This is a genomic window from Tabrizicola sp. M-4, from assembly GCF_051132405.1.
Classification (GTDB): Bacteria; Pseudomonadota; Alphaproteobacteria; order Rhodobacterales; family Rhodobacteraceae; genus Paragemmobacter.
The window spans coordinates 1,163,967-1,180,186 of the sequence record NZ_CP128606.1; the positions used below are offsets into that span (position 1 = coordinate 1,163,967).

Annotated in this window: 18 protein-coding genes; 13 read left to right on the top strand and 5 right to left on the bottom strand. The window is 67.3% G+C overall.

The window, feature by feature from the left end:
• Positions 1-76: 76 nt before the first annotated feature.
• The 4 genes from ppk2 to TabM4_RS05660 all read left to right on the top strand — a co-directional run bounded on the left by ppk2 (position 77) and on the right by TabM4_RS05660 (position 4,175).
• Positions 77-1,030: a polyphosphate kinase 2 gene (ppk2, locus tag TabM4_RS05645; protein ID WP_434619663.1), complete on the top strand. Its 954-nt coding sequence runs from the start codon at positions 77-79 to the stop codon at positions 1,028-1,030.
• Positions 1,031-1,093: 63 nt separating this feature from the next.
• Entirely contained in the window at positions 1,094-1,723 is a 630-nt protein-coding gene (locus tag TabM4_RS05650; RefSeq protein ID WP_434619665.1) for a DUF1007 family protein, read from the top strand.
• Positions 1,708-2,613 carry a nickel/cobalt transporter gene (locus TabM4_RS05655; RefSeq protein ID WP_434619668.1) on the top strand — a complete coding sequence of 302 codons (906 nt, stop codon included), beginning with the start codon at positions 1,708-1,710 and terminating at the stop codon, positions 2,611-2,613. Before TabM4_RS05650 ends, TabM4_RS05655 begins: the two co-directional genes overlap by 16 nt.
• Before the next feature lie 185 nt (positions 2,614-2,798).
• The gene (locus tag TabM4_RS05660; RefSeq protein WP_434619671.1) at positions 2,799-4,175 is read left to right on the top strand and encodes an MATE family efflux transporter; all 1,377 of its coding nucleotides are present in this window, start codon (positions 2,799-2,801) and stop codon (positions 4,173-4,175) included.
• A gap of 92 nt (positions 4,176-4,267) precedes the next feature.
• On the opposite strand, the gene TabM4_RS05665 is transcribed toward TabM4_RS05660, so the two are convergent.
• Entirely contained in the window at positions 4,268-4,684 is a 417-nt protein-coding gene (locus TabM4_RS05665) for a hypothetical protein (RefSeq protein WP_434619674.1), read from the bottom strand.
• Between the two features lie 12 nt (positions 4,685-4,696).
• Complete coding sequence (locus tag TabM4_RS05670; protein ID WP_434619677.1) at positions 4,697-5,899, bottom strand: pyridoxal phosphate-dependent aminotransferase; 1,203 nt, start codon at positions 5,897-5,899, stop codon at positions 4,697-4,699.
• A gap of 107 nt (positions 5,900-6,006) precedes the next feature.
• Here TabM4_RS05670 and TabM4_RS05675 point away from each other — a divergent pair, with 107 nt between their 5' ends.
• The 3 genes from TabM4_RS05675 to TabM4_RS05685 all read left to right on the top strand — a co-directional run bounded on the left by TabM4_RS05675 (position 6,007) and on the right by TabM4_RS05685 (position 7,271).
• Complete coding sequence (locus tag TabM4_RS05675) at positions 6,007-6,432, top strand: helix-turn-helix domain-containing protein (protein ID WP_434619680.1); 426 nt, start codon at positions 6,007-6,009, stop codon at positions 6,430-6,432.
• Positions 6,429-6,704, top strand: a complete 276-nt coding sequence (locus TabM4_RS05680) for a succinate dehydrogenase assembly factor 2 (RefSeq protein ID WP_434619683.1) — start codon at positions 6,429-6,431, stop codon at positions 6,702-6,704. The genes TabM4_RS05675 and TabM4_RS05680 overlap by 4 nt, the downstream gene beginning before the upstream one ends.
• Before the next feature lie 69 nt (positions 6,705-6,773).
• Positions 6,774-7,271 carry a MarR family winged helix-turn-helix transcriptional regulator gene (locus tag TabM4_RS05685; protein ID WP_434619685.1) on the top strand — a complete coding sequence of 166 codons (498 nt, stop codon included), beginning with the start codon at positions 6,774-6,776 and terminating at the stop codon, positions 7,269-7,271.
• A 248-nt stretch (positions 7,272-7,519) separates the two neighbouring features.
• Here TabM4_RS05685 and TabM4_RS05690 read toward each other — a convergent pair whose 3' ends face one another.
• The 3 genes from TabM4_RS05690 to TabM4_RS05700 all read right to left on the bottom strand — a co-directional run bounded on the left by TabM4_RS05690 (position 7,520) and on the right by TabM4_RS05700 (position 12,106).
• Positions 7,520-9,580 (bottom strand): capsular polysaccharide biosynthesis protein, encoded by a 2,061-nt coding sequence (locus tag TabM4_RS05690; RefSeq protein ID WP_434619688.1) that lies wholly within the window; start codon positions 9,578-9,580, stop codon positions 7,520-7,522.
• A 7-nt stretch (positions 9,581-9,587) separates the two neighbouring features.
• Entirely contained in the window at positions 9,588-10,721 is a 1,134-nt protein-coding gene (locus TabM4_RS05695; RefSeq protein ID WP_434619691.1) for a polysaccharide biosynthesis/export family protein, read from the bottom strand.
• A gap of 95 nt (positions 10,722-10,816) precedes the next feature.
• The gene (locus TabM4_RS05700; RefSeq protein WP_434619694.1) at positions 10,817-12,106 is read right to left on the bottom strand and encodes a capsule biosynthesis protein; all 1,290 of its coding nucleotides are present in this window, start codon (positions 12,104-12,106) and stop codon (positions 10,817-10,819) included.
• A 227-nt stretch (positions 12,107-12,333) separates the two neighbouring features.
• Here TabM4_RS05700 and TabM4_RS05705 point away from each other — a divergent pair, with 227 nt between their 5' ends.
• The 6 genes from TabM4_RS05705 (at position 12,334) to TabM4_RS05730 (ending at position 15,971) form a co-directional block, all read left to right on the top strand.
• On the top strand, positions 12,334-12,933 hold the full coding sequence (locus tag TabM4_RS05705; protein ID WP_434619697.1) for a riboflavin synthase: 600 nt from the start codon (positions 12,334-12,336) through the stop codon (positions 12,931-12,933).
• A 227-nt stretch (positions 12,934-13,160) separates the two neighbouring features.
• Positions 13,161-14,258, top strand: a complete 1,098-nt coding sequence (gene ribB, locus TabM4_RS05710) for a 3,4-dihydroxy-2-butanone-4-phosphate synthase (RefSeq protein ID WP_434619700.1) — start codon at positions 13,161-13,163, stop codon at positions 14,256-14,258.
• 3 nt (positions 14,259-14,261) lie between these two features.
• On the top strand, positions 14,262-14,762 hold the full coding sequence (locus tag TabM4_RS05715; protein ID WP_434619703.1) for a 6,7-dimethyl-8-ribityllumazine synthase: 501 nt from the start codon (positions 14,262-14,264) through the stop codon (positions 14,760-14,762).
• 23 nt (positions 14,763-14,785) lie between these two features.
• Positions 14,786-15,223 (top strand): transcription antitermination factor NusB, encoded by a 438-nt coding sequence (gene nusB / locus TabM4_RS05720; protein ID WP_434619706.1) that lies wholly within the window; start codon positions 14,786-14,788, stop codon positions 15,221-15,223.
• Between the two features lie 119 nt (positions 15,224-15,342).
• Positions 15,343-15,675, top strand: a complete 333-nt coding sequence (locus TabM4_RS05725) for a hypothetical protein (protein WP_434619709.1) — start codon at positions 15,343-15,345, stop codon at positions 15,673-15,675.
• A 65-nt stretch (positions 15,676-15,740) separates the two neighbouring features.
• Complete coding sequence (locus TabM4_RS05730) at positions 15,741-15,971, top strand: hypothetical protein (protein ID WP_434619712.1); 231 nt, start codon at positions 15,741-15,743, stop codon at positions 15,969-15,971.
• Positions 15,972-16,220 lie beyond the last annotated feature (249 nt).

The window sequence follows — 16,220 nt, forward strand, 5'->3', positions numbered from 1 at the left end:
GGTGCTTGACGGGGATCAAGGTGCGCTGCGGCGGTTCGTGGCAGGGAAGGGGCAGGTCTGGCGAGGGAGGTCTGCAATGGATGGCGATGTGATGGTGCAGGACGGGGCTTTGGTGGAGGGTTTGGCGGAGGATCCGGCGGTGGCGGAGGAGGTGGCCAAGGGGCCGCAGCATTACCCGACGGTGGATGCCGACCGCATCCGCGCGAGTTTCGAGGGGGGTGTCTATCCCTATCATCGCCCGCTGGGGCGCAAGGCCTATGAGGCGGAGAAGGCGGCCTTGCAGGCCGAGCTTCTGAAGGTGCAGATCTGGGCGCAGGAGACGGGGCAGAAATTCGTCATCCTGATGGAGGGGCGCGATGCGGCCGGGAAGGGCGGGACGATCAAGCGCTTCATGGAGCATCTGAACCCGCGCTATGCGCGTGTCTGCGCGCTGACCAAGCCCAGTGACGTGGAGAAGGGGCAGTGGTTCTTTCAGCGCTACATCGCGCATCTTCCGACGGCGGGGGAAATGGTCTTCTATGACCGGTCGTGGTACAACCGCGCCGGGGTGGAGCGGGTGATGGGCTTTTGTTCGCCCGCCGAATACCTTGAATTCATGCGCGAGGTGCCGGAGTTGGAGCGGATGCTCGTCCGGTCGGGCATAAGGCTTTACAAATACTGGTTTTCCGTGACGCGGGAGGAGCAGCGGAAGCGGTTCCTCGCGCGGGAGACGGACCCGTTGAAGCGGTGGAAACTGTCGCCGATCGACAAGGCGTCCTTGGACAAGTGGGATGACTATACCGAGGCGAAGGAGGCGATGTTCTTCTATACCGACACGGCGGATGCGCCTTGGGTCATCGTGAAGTCGGATGACAAGAAGCGGGCAAGGTTGAACGCGATGCGGCATTTCCTGTCGACGCTGGACTATCCCGAGAAGGATACGGAGGTGATCGGCGTGCCGGACCCGCTGATCGTGGGGCGGGCGAGTCAGGTGATCACCGGGGCGGGGCATATCCTGCAGGCGGCGACGCATCCGGCGGTTCGCCGCTGAGGGTGGTTGCAGGGCGGGGGCGGGGGCCCTAACTCTGGTCGCGGAAGCGGTGCCGGGGTTGGGATGCGGCTTGGTCTGGCGATGGTGGGGATGGTGGCGCTTGCAGGGCCTGCGGGCGCGCATCCGCATGTCTTCATGGAGACCGCGCTGGAGGTGCTGCGCGATGCCGAGGGGAGGGCCGTGTCGCTGCGGGTGACATGGACCTATGACCCGTTCTTCTCGCTGGTGCTGATCACGGAGCGGGGGCTGGACCCGGATGGGGATGGCAGCCTGACGGAGGCCGAGACGGCGGCGCTGCAGGGGTTCGACATGAATTGGGAGCCCGGATTTCCGGGGGATACCTATGCCTTTGCCGGGGGGCGGGAGGTGGCGCTTTCGGGCCCGCGGGACGGGGTGGCGCGTTATGAGGGCGGGCAGATCGTTTCGTCCCATATCCGCGATCTGGCGGAACCGGTGGCGGGGCTGCTGGTGGTGAAGAATTACGACCCGACCTATTACACGGAATACACCATCCGCGAGGTTGTGGCCGAGGGCTGCGCGACCGAGATCATCGCGCCCGATCTGACCGAGGCGGAGCGGGCGATGCAGGCGGCGTTGGCCGAGATTCCGGCGGACGTGGATATCGAGATGGGCTTTCCCGAGGTGGGGGCGGTCTTCGCGCAGGAGGTGCGGGTGACATGCGGCGGGGCCTGACGCTGGCGGGGATCGGGGTGGCGGGTCTGCTGGCGCTGATCTGGGGGCTGGGCGGGATCGATGCGCTGGGGCGGATGGCGGCGGAGGCGCAGCGGGCGCTGCAGGCGCCCTTGGCAGGTGCGGTGCGGGCGGTGAAGGCGGGGGAGCCTGCGGCATGGGCCGGGCTGCTGGCGGTGTGTTTCGGCTATGGCGTGGTGCATGCGGCGGGGCCGGGGCATGGGAAATTCGTGATCGGCGGCTATGGCGTGGCGCGGCGGGTGCCGGTGCTGCGGCTGTCGGCCGTGGCGGTGGCGGCGTCTTTGGCGCAGGCCGGGGTGGCGGTGGCGCTGGTCTATGCGGGGGTGTTGGCGCTGGGCTGGACGCGGGAGCGGATGGTGGGGCTGGCCGAGGGATGGCTGGCGGCGGTGAGTTGGGGGGCGATCGCGGCGCTGGGGCTGTGGCTGGTCTGGCGGGGCGGGCGCGGGGTGATGCGGCAGGCGCGGGCGGGGGCGGATGCGCACTCCCACGGGCATCACCATGACCATGGGGAGGCCTGCGGATGCGGGCATTCGCATGGGCCGGACCCGGAGGCGGTGGCGGGGCTGGTGGGGTGGCGGGATACGCTGGCATTGATCGGCGGGGTGGCGGTGCGGCCCTGTTCGGGGGCGCTTTTCCTGTTGATCCTGACCTTTCAGATGGGGATCGGGGCTGCGGGCGTGGCGGGGGCCTTTGCGATTGGTCTGGGCGTGGCGGTCGTCACCGTGGCGGTGGCGGTGCTGGCCGTCTGGTCGCGCGAGGGGGTCTTGGCGGGGTTGGGTGAGGCACGGGTCTGGCGGGCGCTGCCATGGGTGGAGATCGCGGGCGGGGCGGTGATTGCGGCCTTTGCGGTGGGGATGATCGGGGGGCTTTAGGGGGGGCGAAATCTGACGCAGATTTCGCGGCGTTTTTTGACGCAAAAAACGCTTTGCAGCCTTGGCGCAACGGATAGGGTCCGGAAAATGCGTCATTTTCCGGCGCGTTTTCTGTGTCAGAAAACGCTGCGCTGCGGCGTGGGTGGTGTCTTGTTCCCGAGATGCGGGGCGGGTAAGCGGGTTGGATGACACAACCCCTGAGCTATACGCAGCATGCGCGGGCGCTGCTCGTGCTGGGCCTGCCTTTGATCGGCAGCCATTTGGCGCAGATGTCCCTGCACGTCGCCGATACGGTCATGATGGGCTGGTATGGCGTGACGGAACTGGCGGCCACCGTGTTGGGCGCGTCGAGTTTCTTCGTGATCTTCATCCTTGGGTCCGGTTTCGCGCAGGCGGTGATGCCGATGGTGGCGGCGGCGCTGGCCGAAGGGGACGAGGTGCAGGTGCGCCGGGATGCGCGGATGGGGCTGTGGCTGTCGATCCTGTTCGGGATTGCCTGCTATCCGCTGTTCTGGTGGTCGGAGGCGGTGCTGCTGGCCTTGGGGCAGAAGCCGGAGGTGGCGGCGCTGGGGCAGGATTACCTGCGGGTGGCGGGGCTGGGGATGATCCCCGCGCTGATGGTCATGGCGTTGAAGAGCTATCTGGCGGCGCTTGGGCGGACGCAGGTGGTGCTGTGGGTGACGCTGGGATCTGTGGGGCTGAACGTCGCGATGAACTGGATGTTCATCTTCGGCAATTGGGGTGCGCCCGAGCTGGGCGTGGTTGGGGCGGCGCTGGCGACGCTGGCGGTGCAGGTGGCGAGCGTGCTGGCGCTGGGCCTTTATGCGGGCTGGCTGCCGGAGTTGCGGCGGTTCCGGCTGTGGCAACGGTTCTGGCGGGCGGATTGGGTGGCCTTTGGCCGGGTGTTCCGGCTGGGCTGGCCCATCGGGGTGACAGGGTTGATGGAAAGCGGGCTGTTTCAGGCGAGCGCCCTGATGATGGGGTGGATCGGCACGCTGGAACTGGCCGCGCATGGGATTGCGATGGAGGTGGCGGCGCTGGCCTTCATGGTGCATCTGGGCCTGTCCAACGCGGTGACGATCCGCACCGCCCATGCCGATGGCGCGGGGGACCGGCGCGGGATGCGGGACGGGGCGCTGGTGGGGATCGCGCTGTCGGCGGGGTTCGGGGTGGCGATGGTGGTGCTGTTCCTTGCCTTTCCGGTGCCGATCGTTTCGGTCTTCCTCGATATGGAGAAGCCCGAGAGCGCGGAGATCGTGGCCTTTGGCACGGTCTTGCTGGCGCTGGCGGCGCTGTTCCAGTTGGCGGATGCGATGCAGGTGATCGCGCTGGGCCTGCTGCGGGGGGTGCAGGATACCAAGGTGCCGATGTGGCTTGCGGCGGTGAGTTACTGGGGGATCGGCATCCCGTGCAGCTATGTGCTGGCCTTTCCCATGGGGATGGGCGCGGTGGGGCTGTGGCTGGGGCTGGTGGTGGGCCTGACCTGCGCGGCGGCGAGCCTGATGTGGCGGTTCTGGGCCGGCTATCGGCAGGCGGGGCTGGATGCCGGGGTGGCGGGGTGAGGGCCTTCGGGACGGGGGTGAGGCTCCTGAGGGCGGGGTGAACCCCTTCGAGGCGGGGTGAACCCCGCCCTACGGTTCTTCGGGTTCGGGGGTTATTCGGCGGCTTTGGTGGGTTTTGCCAGACGGTCGGCCTTGCGGCGGATCAGCACGCTGCGCAGGTCGTGCATGGCGAGGAGGAGGGCGTCGGTCACCGCGTCCAGTTCGGCATCGCTGGCGCGGGACTGTGCCCATTGCGCGGTCAGGTTGAGGTGGTCCACCGCGCGGTGGATGTCGTCGAGGTCGCGGCGGGCGAGTTCGGCGCTGCGGCGGGCGATCCAGTCTTCGATCAGGGCGCGTTCGCCCTCGGTCAGGTCATGGTCCCCATGGGGTTTGATATTGCCGTTCCGCAGGTTGATCGTCGCGATCTCGTCGAGTTCGATGCGGCGCTGGCGGTTCTCGGTATCGACCTTGAACAGCACGGCGCCGTTTTCGCGGATGCGGAAATAGTAATCCGGCAGGTCGCCCGGCACCTTATCCCTCCTTCAGATCAGGCTGGCGCAGAAGTTCTGGATGCGCGTGCAGGCCTCGGCCAAGATGGCGTCGGAGGTAGCGTAGCTGACGCGGAAGTTCGGCGAAAGGCCGAAGGCGGCCCCGAAGACGACGGCGACGCCGGTTTCCTCCAGCAGCGCCTCGGCGAAGACCTCGTCATTGGTGATGATCTTGCCCGCGGGCGTGGCCTTGCCGATGCAGCCGGAGATATCCGGGTAGACGTAGAAGGCGCCTTCGGGCGTGGGGCAGGTGATGCCTGCCGCCTGATTGAGCATCGACACCACGAGGTCGCGGCGGCGCTGGAAGAGGGTGCGGTTCTCGGCGAGGAAATCCTGCGGGCCGGTGAGCGCCTCCAGCGCTGCGTATTGCGCGACGGAGCAGGGGTTGGAGGTGGATTGCGACTGGATGGTGCCCATCGCCTTGATCAGCGCTACGGGGCCTGCGGCATAGCCGATGCGCCAGCCGGTCATGGCGTAGGATTTGGACACGCCGTTGCAGGTGAGGGTGCGGTCGTAGAGCCCCGGTTCGATCTCGGCAGGGGTGCAGAATTTGAAATCGTCGAAGACGAGGTGTTCGTACATGTCGTCGGACATCACCCACACATGGGGGTGGCGCATCAGGACGTCGGTCAGGCCCTTCAGTTCATCGCGCGTGTAGCCCGCCCCGGTGGGGTTGGAGGGGGAGTTGAAGATGAACCACTTGGTCTTGGGCGTGATCGCCGCCTCAAGCTGTTCCGGGGTGAGTTTGAATTGGGTTTCGATGCCCGCAACGACCGGGACGGGGGTGCCACCCGCGAGGAGGACCATGTCGGGGTAGCTGACCCAGTAGGGGGCGGGGATGATGACCTCGTCGCCCGGGTTCAGCGTGGCCATGAGGGCGTTGTAGAGGATCTGCTTGCCGCCCGTGCCGACGGTGACCTGCGCGGGCGTGTAGGTGAGGCCGTTCTCGCGCAGGAATTTCGTGCAGATCGCGGCCTTGAGTTCGGGGATACCGTCCACGGCGGTGTATTTGGTCTTCCCGGCGTCGATCGCGCGTTTGGCCGCGTCCTTGATGTTCTGGGGAGTGTCGAAATCGGGTTCGCCCGCGCCCAGACCGATGATGTCGCGCCCCGCCGCCGCCAATTCGCGCGCCTTGTTGGTGACGGCGATGGTGGGCGAGGGCTTCACGCGGGAGAGCGTGTCGGACAGGAAGGCCATGATCGGGGCACCTTTTGAGGACGGGCTTAGGGTTTGTCTTTTCCGGTGCATGGTCTTAGGGTTGGCCCCCCCTGCAATCAAGCGATATCGGAAGAAGGAGAGGCAAGATGGCGGAACATGGCACGGACGAAGGGACGATGCGCGAGGAGGCGCTGGTCTTCACCGATGACGTGGCGACATTCGGCGACAGGCTGACCCATGCGCGCGAGGCGGCGGGGCTTTCGGTCGCGGGGCTGGCGCGGCGGCTTGGCGTGCGGCGGCCCTTGGTGGAGGCATGGGAGGCCGATCAGGCGGAGCCGCGGGCGAACCAGATGCAGATGATGTCGGGGCTGTTGGGCGTGTCGCTGCGCTGGCTTCTGACGGGCGAGGGCGGGCAGGAGGAGGCCCCGGCGACGGGCGGGCCGTTGCCCGGCGAGACGCGGGCGATGCTGGACGATCTGGCGCGGATGCGGGTGGAGGTGCTTGCACTGGCGGGCCGGATGGGCGAGTTGGAAGGCCGTCTGCGGGCAAGGATGGGGACGGGGGGAAGATGAGCGAGACGACAGAGGCGCGGCTGAAGCGGATGGCGATGCGGAGCTGGCGGCGGGGGACCAAGGAGATGGACCTCGTGCTGGGGCCTTGGGCGGATGCGCATCTGGCGGGGCTGGATGAGGCGCGGCTGCGGGTCTATGACCTGCTTCTGGAAGAGAATGACCAGGACCTGATGGCGTGGATCCTTGGTCAGGCGGAACCGCCCGCGGAGATCGCGGGTCTGCTGGCCGAGATCGCGGATTTCGCCCGCGCGCGGCTGTCTGCGAAAGGCTGAGGACGCTTTACCGGATATTGGGAATTTCGGGTGATTCTGCCCTTCGTGACAGGTTCGCGGAGGGTTGCGATGACGGTGCAGGAGGCGGTTCTGGATGGCTCTGATCGGGCCTTCCTTGCCGGATATCTGGATATGCTTCGGCTGGTGGAGCGGTTGCATCGCCTGCTCTTGGACGTGATCAAGGATGAATTCGAAAGGCTGGGGATCGTCGAGGTGAACCCCGTGCAGGGGCTTTTGCTGTTCAACATCGGCGAGAACGAGGTCAGCGCGGGCGAATTGAAATCGCGCGGTTTCTATCAGGGGTCGAATGTCAGCTACAATCTGAAGAAACTGGTGGAGGCGGGGTACATGCACCATCAGCGGTCCGAGGTGGACCGCAGGTCGGTGCGGGTGCGGCTGACGGAAAAGGGGCGGAAGCTGCGCGCCACGCTTGCGGATCTGTTCGCGCGCCATGCCGCGCTGATGCATCGGCGGGGGGTGCGGGACCTTTCGGGGATCGACCAGATCGGGCAGGGGTTGCAGCGGACGGAACGGCTGTGGATGGAGCAGATCCGCTATATCTATTGAGGGGCAGAGGCTCGCGGGGGCCTTTTGTGCGCGGGATGGGGTCTTGGCGGTTCGACCGGGGCTGTCGCTGCACTGGCGCGGGCGTTGGGCGCGCGCGGGGCATTCGGCACGGGTGACGGGTTCCGGCACGTGGGATGGAGGGTTTCCGGTGCCGGATAGGGCACTTGGCCTGCGGGATGGGGCCTGTCGCGGGTCGGTGCCATCAGCCTGCCGGATGAGGGGACGGGTGCGCCTTCCCTGGCATGCGGTCAGCGGCGCCAGAGATGGGCATGGCCTGCGAAAGCGCCCTGCAGTTTTGCCAGAAGGCGGTTCGCGGTGCCGGGAGAGGGGATCGGGCCATGGGCGAGGCGGTCCAGCGCCACCTCGGGCGGGCAGGGACGGCGGGTGACCGGGTCGATGTATCGCGGATAGGCGATGAGGGCGGCATGGGCCAGCGCGGCAAGCGAGGGACGTGGTTGCAGGCTGCCATCGGGGCGCCGCAGGCGGCGCTGTGGCACGGGGCCGAGGTCGCGGGTCAGGCCCCAACCGGCATAGAAGGGTGCGCCGAGGGTCGTGACACGCCTGCCGCGCAGGAGCGCCTCGAAGCCCAAGGTGGAGGTGATCGTCCAGACCTCGTCGCAGGCGGCGATGAGGGCGATGGGGTCGGCCTTCGGCAGGGTCAGGTTGGCCAGACGGGCAAGGTCTTGGGGCGGGACCGTGCCGGGGCGGAGGCCCGCCACGACATCGGGATGGGGTTTGTAGATCAGGACGGCGTCGGGATTGGCGTCGCGGACGGCCTGAAGCAGGGCGAGGTTGGTGCGGATATCCCCGGCGCCGAGGCGGATGGAGGCGTCATCCTCCACCTGTCCGGGGACGAGGATGCGGCGACCGGGGGGAAGCTGTTCCGTCAGATCGGGAAGGGCGGCAGCGGGGAGGTTGTATTTCGAGAGGCCGAGGGCGGTGAGGCGGGAGATCAGCCGTTCGGCGCGGGCCTCACCCCCCGGCGGGGGCGGGGAAAGGAGGAGGGCTTCGAGGCGGCTTTCGCGGGCGGGATCGAAATAGAGGCCGCGGTCATCGGTGACGAGCGAGAGCGGCGGGATCAGATCGGCGCCGAGGCCGCGGGAGCGGAGGAAGCCGTCCTCGATGCGGGTGAGGGCGGGAAGGTCGGGCGTTGCCGTGCCCCAACCGAGCAGGCGGCGGCCGGTCTTTTGCACGAGGCGCTGCGCCTGTTCGGGGTTGCGGGCGAAAAGGACCGGGCGGATGCGGCCGAAGACCTGTTGCAGGGGGCGGCGTTTCCAGAGGCGGATGTTCAGGGCGACATGGCCGTGGCGATCCTGCCGCCATGCGAAGGTGTCGGCCTCCAACTGGTCGATCGCCTCTTCCAGCGTGCAGAGGCGGTTGCGGCAGGGATCGAACCATGTGGGCGCAAGGATCATCGCGGCGGCGAAGAGTTGCGCGCGGGTAAGGCTGCGGCGGCGGCGCGGGATGGGCTGTTCGTCCTGCGTGAGGCCCCAGCCCGCATAGAAGGGCTGGCCGAAGATGCGGGGGCGGTGACCGGCGAGGATCGCCTCGAACCCCATCTGGGAGGAGACGGCATAGACGGCGATGGCCCCTTCGAGGAGTTTCCACGGGGAATGCGCGCCGGTTTCCAGCGTCACGTTCGGGGGGAGGGTGGCGGGGTCGAAATGGCCGGGGCGCAGGCCGAGGCGGGTTTCGGGATGGGTCTTGATCAGGATGCGGGCGGTGGGGTGATCCTCGCGCGCGGCGGCGAGCATCTGCTGGAAGGTGGCCGCGGAGGCGCCGGAATGGCGGATGGAGGCATCGTTGCGCGTCTGGTCGACCAGCAGGACATAGCCGGGGGGCGGGGGCGCGAGGTCCGGATCATGGATGTTGTATTTTGATAGGTCAGAAGCCTGAAGGCGCGCGATTGCGTCCCTTGCACGGGAGAGAAGGTTCGAATCATCCAAGGGATGTGTCGCGATGATCCGCTCGATCAGGGAGGGCGAAGAGGCGTCGAAATGCACCCCATGCGGGTCGATCAGCAGGCCGAGGGGCGCGTCGCCCTGACGGCCGGGGCGGAGGGAGCGGAGGAAGGCATCCTCGACCCGGATCAGGGGGGCGGCGCGGCGGGCGGCGGCGGCCTCGCCCCGCCCGGCGGTGGGGGAACGGCCCCAGACCACGACACCCTCTCCGGGGCGGGGCAGGCCCGGGCGCAGGTCGTGGCCCGCGGCGGCAAGGATGCGGCGGAGGGAAGTGGAAAGGAAGCCCCCGTTCAGGAAACGCAACCGCCGGGGAATTTCCCCGGCGGTGCTGTCGGTGCCATTGGCCATGGCCGGATCAGTTCGTCCCGGTGGCGCTGGCCAGCGAGTTGGCGGCGCCGGCGGTGCCGGTGAGGGCGCCGATGGTCTTTTGCCACTGCACATAGGGCGCTTCGGTGACATAGACGGTGTCGCCGTCGCGGATCAGGAAATCGCGGGCCTCGAACATGCCGGTGGGCTGGGTCAGGTCGAGGACATAGATCATCCGCTGCGCACCGACGAGATCGTTGCGGCCCAGAACGGCATTCGCCACCTCGGCCGGTTCGTTGCGGAAGACGAAGACGCCCGTCGGGTCGGCGATGCTGGTGTTCAGGCCGCCGACGATGGCGAGGGCCTCGATGGCGGAAAGGTTCTGGCTTTCGAAGGGCACGCGGTTCTGCGCCCCGGTGGCACCAAGGGCGACGAAGGAGCGGGTGTCCTCTTCGATCACGATGCGGTCGCCCGCGCGGAGCGCGATGTCGAGGCGCGGGTTTTCGTAGAGGTCGAGCAGCCAGACCTTGCCCGTCTGCCCGTTGCGGGTGACGCGGACGATGGCGGTTTCGGGGTCGATGGTCACGCCGCCCGCGCGGGCCAGCATGGCCGAGAGGGTACGGGTGGGCCGTTCGATGGGATAGACGCCCTGACCGCCCGCCGCGCCAGAGATGGTGATGGTCGCCCCGTCGCCCGCGATGCGCTGGACGATGACCTGCGGGTCGGGGGTTTGCGGATCGAGTTTCTTGGCGATTTCGGTCCGCAGTTCCTCGGGCGAGGCGCCAGCGGCGCGGATGCGGCCGGCATAGGGGATGAAGATGAAGCCGTCGCCATCGACCTGCAATTCGGAAAGCTGCGAAAGGCGCTGGCCGGAATTGCCGAGGAGCGGGTCGTCTTTGACGTTTTCGTAGACGGTCACGGTCAGGCGGTCACCGGCGGCGATGGTGTCGGAACCGAGCCGTCCTGCGGTGAGGAAGCTGTCGGAGAAGCCGAGAGACGGCGTGACGGCGGTGGCGCGGGTCACGCGGCTGTTCACTGTGACGACGAAGGCATCGCCTTCGCGCAGGACGGAGCCCGCGAAGATCTCTTTCTTGTTCGGGCCACTGCGCGGCAGGCCGCAGGCTGCGACGGCGCCAACAAGCACAAGCAGGGCCGCGGCCCTGGCCCCTTTGGTAACTGACATTTTCACTGCTCGGGCTCCTTGATGGAGTTTGCCTCAAGTTTTGCCCGCAACTCTACAGGACAAACGGGGAATTTGCCAAACACCTTCTGCGGGCATCACGCCACGGGGTGCAACTGTTGCCGATGGGTCGCGTTGCCGAGGCGGAGCGCGTCATAGGGATCGTCGGGGGAGAGCATCATGTCGGTGACATGGCGGAGGAGTTCGCGGCGGCCGCGGGCGGAGTAGAAACCGCCCGGAACCTGCGAGGTTTCGAGGAGGTAGCGGCGATAGTCGCGATAGGCGCGGAGGTCCGGACGCGTGGGGCGGGCGAAGAATTCGGGCAGGGGTTGGGAGGAGACGAATTCCGGCTTGGCATAGACCGCCTCACCGAAGGTGCGCAGGGGAAGGCCGCGCCAGAGGACCTGCTGGCCTGCGGTCGAATTCACCGTGACGGCGGAGCGGGCAAGGTCGAGCAGGGGGCCGAGCTTGCCGCCGGGAATGAAGTGGACGCGGTCCGCCACGCCGTGCAGGGCGGCGAGGCGGGTGATTTCAGCGCGGAGCGGAACGCGGCCATCCTCCAGCGGATGGGCCTTGAAGACGAGGTGGTGATGCGGCGGGGCGCCTGCGGCGAAGCCTTCCATCACCACGGCGAGGAATTCGGTCATGGATTGGAAGGGGGAATGGGTGCGGAAGCTGGCATCGTGTTCCAGTTGCAGGAGCACGAGGTGGAAGGGGTGGCCGGAATGGCGGATGGCCGCCGTCTTGAGGATGCGTTCCCAGCGGTGGATGGGTTGCAGGAGCAGGCGGCGGAGGTGGAGTTTCGCCTCTTGCCCCACGGTGAGGGAGCGGTGCGGGCGGAAGCCGGGATAGGCGGCGCTGCCTGCGAAGACGAAGAGGTGGTAGAGCGCGCCCCAGAAGATGTGCTGGCGCATGTCGCCCCATGCGGTCGGCGCGTCGGGCTGATCGGAGGGGGATCGGGCGAGGGCGCTGCGCATGTCGTCGACCGCGAGGCGCATGAGGCGGGAATGGCCATTGGAGCCGCCGCGTTCATAGGTGACCCAATAGGGGCGGAGGTAGCCTTCCTCGAAGACATGGAGGGTGAGACCGCGCGCGCGGGCGGCGGCGACGGCTGTGGCATGGATCGGGCGGGTGTCGCCATAGAGGACGAGGTCGGTCACCGCATGGTCGGTGAGCAGCGCGTCGAGCGTGGCGGGCCAATCCTCGGGCCGGCCCTTGAAGGGGATGTAGCTGGCGGCATCGGGCCAGAAGGCCTGATCGCCGCGGTTGAAGCCGATACGGTGCACGCGCGCGCCTGCGGCCCGGAGCATGTGGCCGAGACGGTGGAAGAAGGGGCCGTGCGGGCCCTGAAGGAAGAGAAAGCTGCGGCCTTCGCCGGATACGCGCATCCTGTGCCCCACATGGACGTGCCCTCTTTGCGGGCAGGGCGTGGCGTTTCACCCCACGACCGTTGCGGAAAGATAGGCGGAACTTGTTACTGGGGCCATAATTGCAGGGGGCTGCGGCGAAATTTAGGCAGGGCGCGGGCCTTTGCGCCACGCAAAGGGGCCGGGGCGGATTGCCGAGCGCGGCGGTCGGGGCTAGGTCTTGGGCGCAGTCGAGAAGGAGAGGCGGGATGTTCACCGGGATCGTCACGGATATCGGCGAGGTGCTGGAGACGGAGCGGCGGGGCGACCTGCGCGCGCGGATCGGCACGGGCTATGACGTGGGGGGGATCGATATCGGGGCGTCCATCGCCTGCGATGGCGTCTGCCTGACGGTGATCGCGCTGGGCACCGCCCCGCGCAACTGGTTCGATGTGGAGATCAGCGCGGAGAGCCTGTCGAAGACGAATATCGACGGCTGGGCCCCCGGCAAGCGGATCAATCTGGAACGCGCGCTGAAGGTGGGGGACGAGCTGGGCGGGCATATCGTTTCGGGCCATGTCGATGGGCTGGCGGAAGTGGTGGGGCTGCGGCCGGAGGGGGATTCGCTGCGGGTGACGTTCAGGGCGCCCCATGCGCTGGCGGGGTTCATCGCGCCGAAGGGGTCGGTGGCTTTGAACGGCACCTCTCTGACGGTGAATGAGGTGGAGGGCTGCGATTTCGGCATCAACTTCATCCCGCATACGCAGAAGGCCACGACTTGGGGCGAGGTGAAGCTGGGGGATAGGGTGAACCTCGAGGTGGATACCATGGCGCGCTATGTCGCGCGGCTGCGGGAATGGGGGCAGTGACGGCTTATTCCGGGCGGGGCGGCGAAATCTGACGCAGATTTCGCGACGATTTCTGGCGCAGAAATCGCTTGGACGCCGGGTTGCGGAAAATGTGTCATTTTCCGGCGCGTTTTCTGCGTCAGAAAACGCAGGCCATGTCGATGCACAGCGGCTGTGCGTCGCCTCGGCACTGGCCTTTGCCCCCGCTGCGCGCTAGGACGCTGGGCGAGAGCTGCGAGGGCCTGACCATGAGCGACACGAAGACCGATTTCTCGGACGCCATCTCCTCCATCGAGGAGATCATCGAGGACGCCCGCAACGGGCGGATGTTCATTCTTGTGGATCACGAGGATCGCGAGAACGAGGGGGATCTGGTGATCCCGGCGCAGATGTGCACGCCCAATGCCATCAACTTCATGGCGACGCATGGGCGGGGCCTGATCTGCCTTGCCCTGACCGCCGAGCGGGTGGACCAGTTGGGCCTGCAGTTGATGGACCGCAAGAATTCGTCGCGGCATTCCTCGGCCTTCACCCTGTCGATCGAGGCGGTGGAGGGGATCGCCACGGGCATTTCCGCCGCCGACCGCGCGCGGACGGTGGCAGTGGCGACGGATCCGACGAAGGGGGCGGCGGATATCGCGTCGCCGGGCCATATCTTCCCGCTTCGGGCGCGCGATGGCGGCGTGCTGGTGCGGGCGGGACATACGGAGGCGGCGGTGGATGTGAGCCGTCTGGCGGGGCTGAACCCGTCGGGGGTGATCTGCGAGGTGATGAACGACGACGGGACGATGGCGCGCCTGCCGGACCTGATCGCCTTCGCGCAGAAGCATGGGCTGAAGATCGGGACGATCTCGGACCTGATCGCCTATCGGCGCAAGCATGATTCGCTGGTGCAGGAGAAGGCGGTCCGGGCCGTCAATTCCGTGCATGGCGGCGACTGGCTGATGCGGATCTATGCCGACGAGATGCAAGGGTCGGAGCATGTCGTCCTGACCAAGGGCGATTTGACGGGCGATGCGCCGGTGTTGGTGCGGGTGCATTCGCTGAACGCGCTGGAGGATGTGCTGGGCATCGGCGGGGCGGGTGACCTGCCCGCCGCGATGCGGACCATCGCCGCCGAAGGGCGGGGCGTCGTCGTGCTGCTGCGCGATACGTCGATGAAGATGGTGGAGGGGGACGAGCATTCGCCCCAGACGCTGCGGCAATACGGGATCGGGGCGCAGATCCTTTCGGCTTTGGGTCTGAAGACGATCACGCTTGTGACGAATTCGGCGTTGCCGAAGGTGGTCGGGCTGGAGGGTTACGATCTGACCATCGCGGGGACGCGCCCGCTGCGGGAGGGCTGAGCCATGGCGGGATCGGAAAGCCATTACATCCTGCCGCTGCCGGTCTTTGACAAGCCGGTGAAGCTGCTGATCGTCGTCGCGCCGTATTACAAGGATATTGCCGACAATCTGGTCGCGGGGGCGCGGGCCAAGGCCGCCGCCTGCGGGGTGGAGGTGGATGTGGTGGAGGTTCCCGGCGCGCTGGAGGTGCCGACGGCCATCGCCATGGCGGAGCGGCAGGCCAAGTATGACGGCTATGTGGCGCTAGGCTGCGTGATCCGGGGTGAGACCACGCATTACGACACGGTGTGCAACGATTCTTCCCGTGCCATCAGCCTGCTGGGGCTGCAGGGGGCCTGCATCGGCAATGGTATCCTGACCGTGGAGAACCGCGCGCAGGCCGAGGTGCGGGCGGACCCGGATGGTCAGGACAAGGGCGGTGGCGCGGCGGCGGCGGCCTTGCATCTTGTCGCGCTTTCGCGCAAGTGGGCCGGCCAGACCAAGGGGATCGGATTCCGCGCATGACCACCGCGCCTGACGCCAAACGCATGAGATCGGCCGCGCGGCTTTATGCCGTGCAGGCGCTGTTCCAGATGGAGACCAGCGGACAGACGGTGGAAGCCGTCGTGCGCGAGTTCGAGACGCATCGTTTTGGCGAGGTCTTCGACGAGGTCGAGATGGAAGAGGGCGATCCGAAGCATTTCCGCAAGGTCGTCGACGGGGCGGTGAACTGGCAGGCGAAGATCGACCAGATGACCGACCGGGCGCTGGTGGCGAAATGGCCGATCGACCGGATCGATCCTGTGATCCGCGCGCTGTTCCGTGCGGCGGGGGCCGAGCTGGTGGACATGGACACGCCGCCCAAGGTGGTGATCAACGAATATGTGGATGTGGCGAAGGCCTTCTTCCCCGAAGGGAAGGAGTCGAAATTCGTCAATGCCGTGCTGGACCACATGGCGCGCGAGGCCAAGCCGACCGCGTTCTGACGCTTTTGCAGGCAGGGGCAGGCGGATTTGGGCCGCCCACGGGGCCCTGCGGCAATTTGGGGCTGGCGCAGGCGCGGCGAAGGGCTAGGCTCTCCATTCGGAGATCAGGGAGTCGCGCCATGCCGAAGCTTGTCCGTCTGTATATCAACAGCATCTTTGTGGGGTTCGCGCTTTCGGTGCTGTTCCTTGGCGCGCTGGTCGCGCTGGATATCGGCGGGTTGCGGGGGCTTATCCTTGGGTCGTCCTCGGGCTTGGTGGCGGCGGCGATGCTGATCGTGTTCAACGGGATCATCTTTTCGGGCGCGCAATTCGCCTATGTGATCATGCGCATGGCGGATCGCGACGAGGGGCCGCGCAGCGGGCGCGCGGTGCGGCTGGAGCCCGTGCCGGTGCGGGCGGAGGCGCGGGCCGATGCGCGCAAGCCCATGGCACGGCAGATGCGCCGCCGCTGAGCGCGGGCGGGGCTTTACGCCGGACGGGGGCGGCCTAGCTGGTGAGGGGATCACCGGAGGCTGCCATGCCCGATCTGATACGGCTTTACATCGACAGCGTGCTGGTGGGGTTGCTGCTGGCCATCGGTTTCGTCTTGCTTCTGGTGCTGCTGGACGTGGCACAGATCGGGCGGCTGGTGTTGACGGCGGAAGATGGGCTTTTGGCGGCGGGGATCATGGTGCTGTTCTTTGGCGGGCTGTTTGCCGCGGTCCAGTTCGCGCTGCGGGTCGTGGCGGCCGGGTCACGCCGGGAATAGCGCGGTCTGACCAAAGGTGTCGGCAGGTGGCGGGCCCGCAGCGACCGTGGATGGCATGGTTTCCCGAGAGCCAGAGGTCTCAGGTGGGAGCCAGATAGCAGGACCAAGATCCTGCCAGAGCCAGCCCCCATTCGGTTGCTTATCGGCCACTGGAAAAGAGCCTCGCACGCGAAGAGCAGCACCCGCCGTGAAATGAGATAGGGCGCTGCGGGGGGCGGTGCAAGGCGGATTTGCTGCGGGGGAAAGGGC

What these genes read in the sequence shown, in the direction of transcription:
- ppk2 (WP_434619663.1), top strand. Translation starts at nt 77, where the DNA reads ATGGATGGCGATGTGATGGTGCAGGACGGGGCTTTGGTGGAGGGTTTG.
- TabM4_RS05650 (WP_434619665.1), top strand. Translation starts at nt 1,094, where the DNA reads ATGCGGCTTGGTCTGGCGATGGTGGGGATGGTGGCGCTTGCAGGGCCT.
- TabM4_RS05655 (WP_434619668.1), top strand. Translation starts at nt 1,708, where the DNA reads ATGCGGCGGGGCCTGACGCTGGCGGGGATCGGGGTGGCGGGTCTGCTG.
- TabM4_RS05660 (WP_434619671.1), top strand. Translation starts at nt 2,799, where the DNA reads ATGACACAACCCCTGAGCTATACGCAGCATGCGCGGGCGCTGCTCGTG.
- TabM4_RS05670 (WP_434619677.1), bottom strand. Translation starts at nt 5,899, where the DNA reads ATGGCCTTCCTGTCCGACACGCTCTCCCGCGTGAAGCCCTCGCCCACC.
- TabM4_RS05675 (WP_434619680.1), top strand. Translation starts at nt 6,007, where the DNA reads ATGGCGGAACATGGCACGGACGAAGGGACGATGCGCGAGGAGGCGCTG.
- TabM4_RS05680 (WP_434619683.1), top strand. Translation starts at nt 6,429, where the DNA reads ATGAGCGAGACGACAGAGGCGCGGCTGAAGCGGATGGCGATGCGGAGC.
- TabM4_RS05685 (WP_434619685.1), top strand. Translation starts at nt 6,774, where the DNA reads ATGACGGTGCAGGAGGCGGTTCTGGATGGCTCTGATCGGGCCTTCCTT.
- TabM4_RS05690 (WP_434619688.1), bottom strand. Translation starts at nt 9,580, where the DNA reads ATGGCCAATGGCACCGACAGCACCGCCGGGGAAATTCCCCGGCGGTTG.
- TabM4_RS05695 (WP_434619691.1), bottom strand. Translation starts at nt 10,721, where the DNA reads ATGTCAGTTACCAAAGGGGCCAGGGCCGCGGCCCTGCTTGTGCTTGTT.
- TabM4_RS05700 (WP_434619694.1), bottom strand. Translation starts at nt 12,106, where the DNA reads ATGCGCGTATCCGGCGAAGGCCGCAGCTTTCTCTTCCTTCAGGGCCCG.
- TabM4_RS05705 (WP_434619697.1), top strand. Translation starts at nt 12,334, where the DNA reads ATGTTCACCGGGATCGTCACGGATATCGGCGAGGTGCTGGAGACGGAG.
- ribB (WP_434619700.1), top strand. Translation starts at nt 13,161, where the DNA reads ATGAGCGACACGAAGACCGATTTCTCGGACGCCATCTCCTCCATCGAG.
- TabM4_RS05715 (WP_434619703.1), top strand. Translation starts at nt 14,262, where the DNA reads ATGGCGGGATCGGAAAGCCATTACATCCTGCCGCTGCCGGTCTTTGAC.
- nusB (WP_434619706.1), top strand. Translation starts at nt 14,786, where the DNA reads ATGAGATCGGCCGCGCGGCTTTATGCCGTGCAGGCGCTGTTCCAGATG.
- TabM4_RS05725 (WP_434619709.1), top strand. Translation starts at nt 15,343, where the DNA reads ATGCCGAAGCTTGTCCGTCTGTATATCAACAGCATCTTTGTGGGGTTC.
- TabM4_RS05730 (WP_434619712.1), top strand. Translation starts at nt 15,741, where the DNA reads ATGCCCGATCTGATACGGCTTTACATCGACAGCGTGCTGGTGGGGTTG.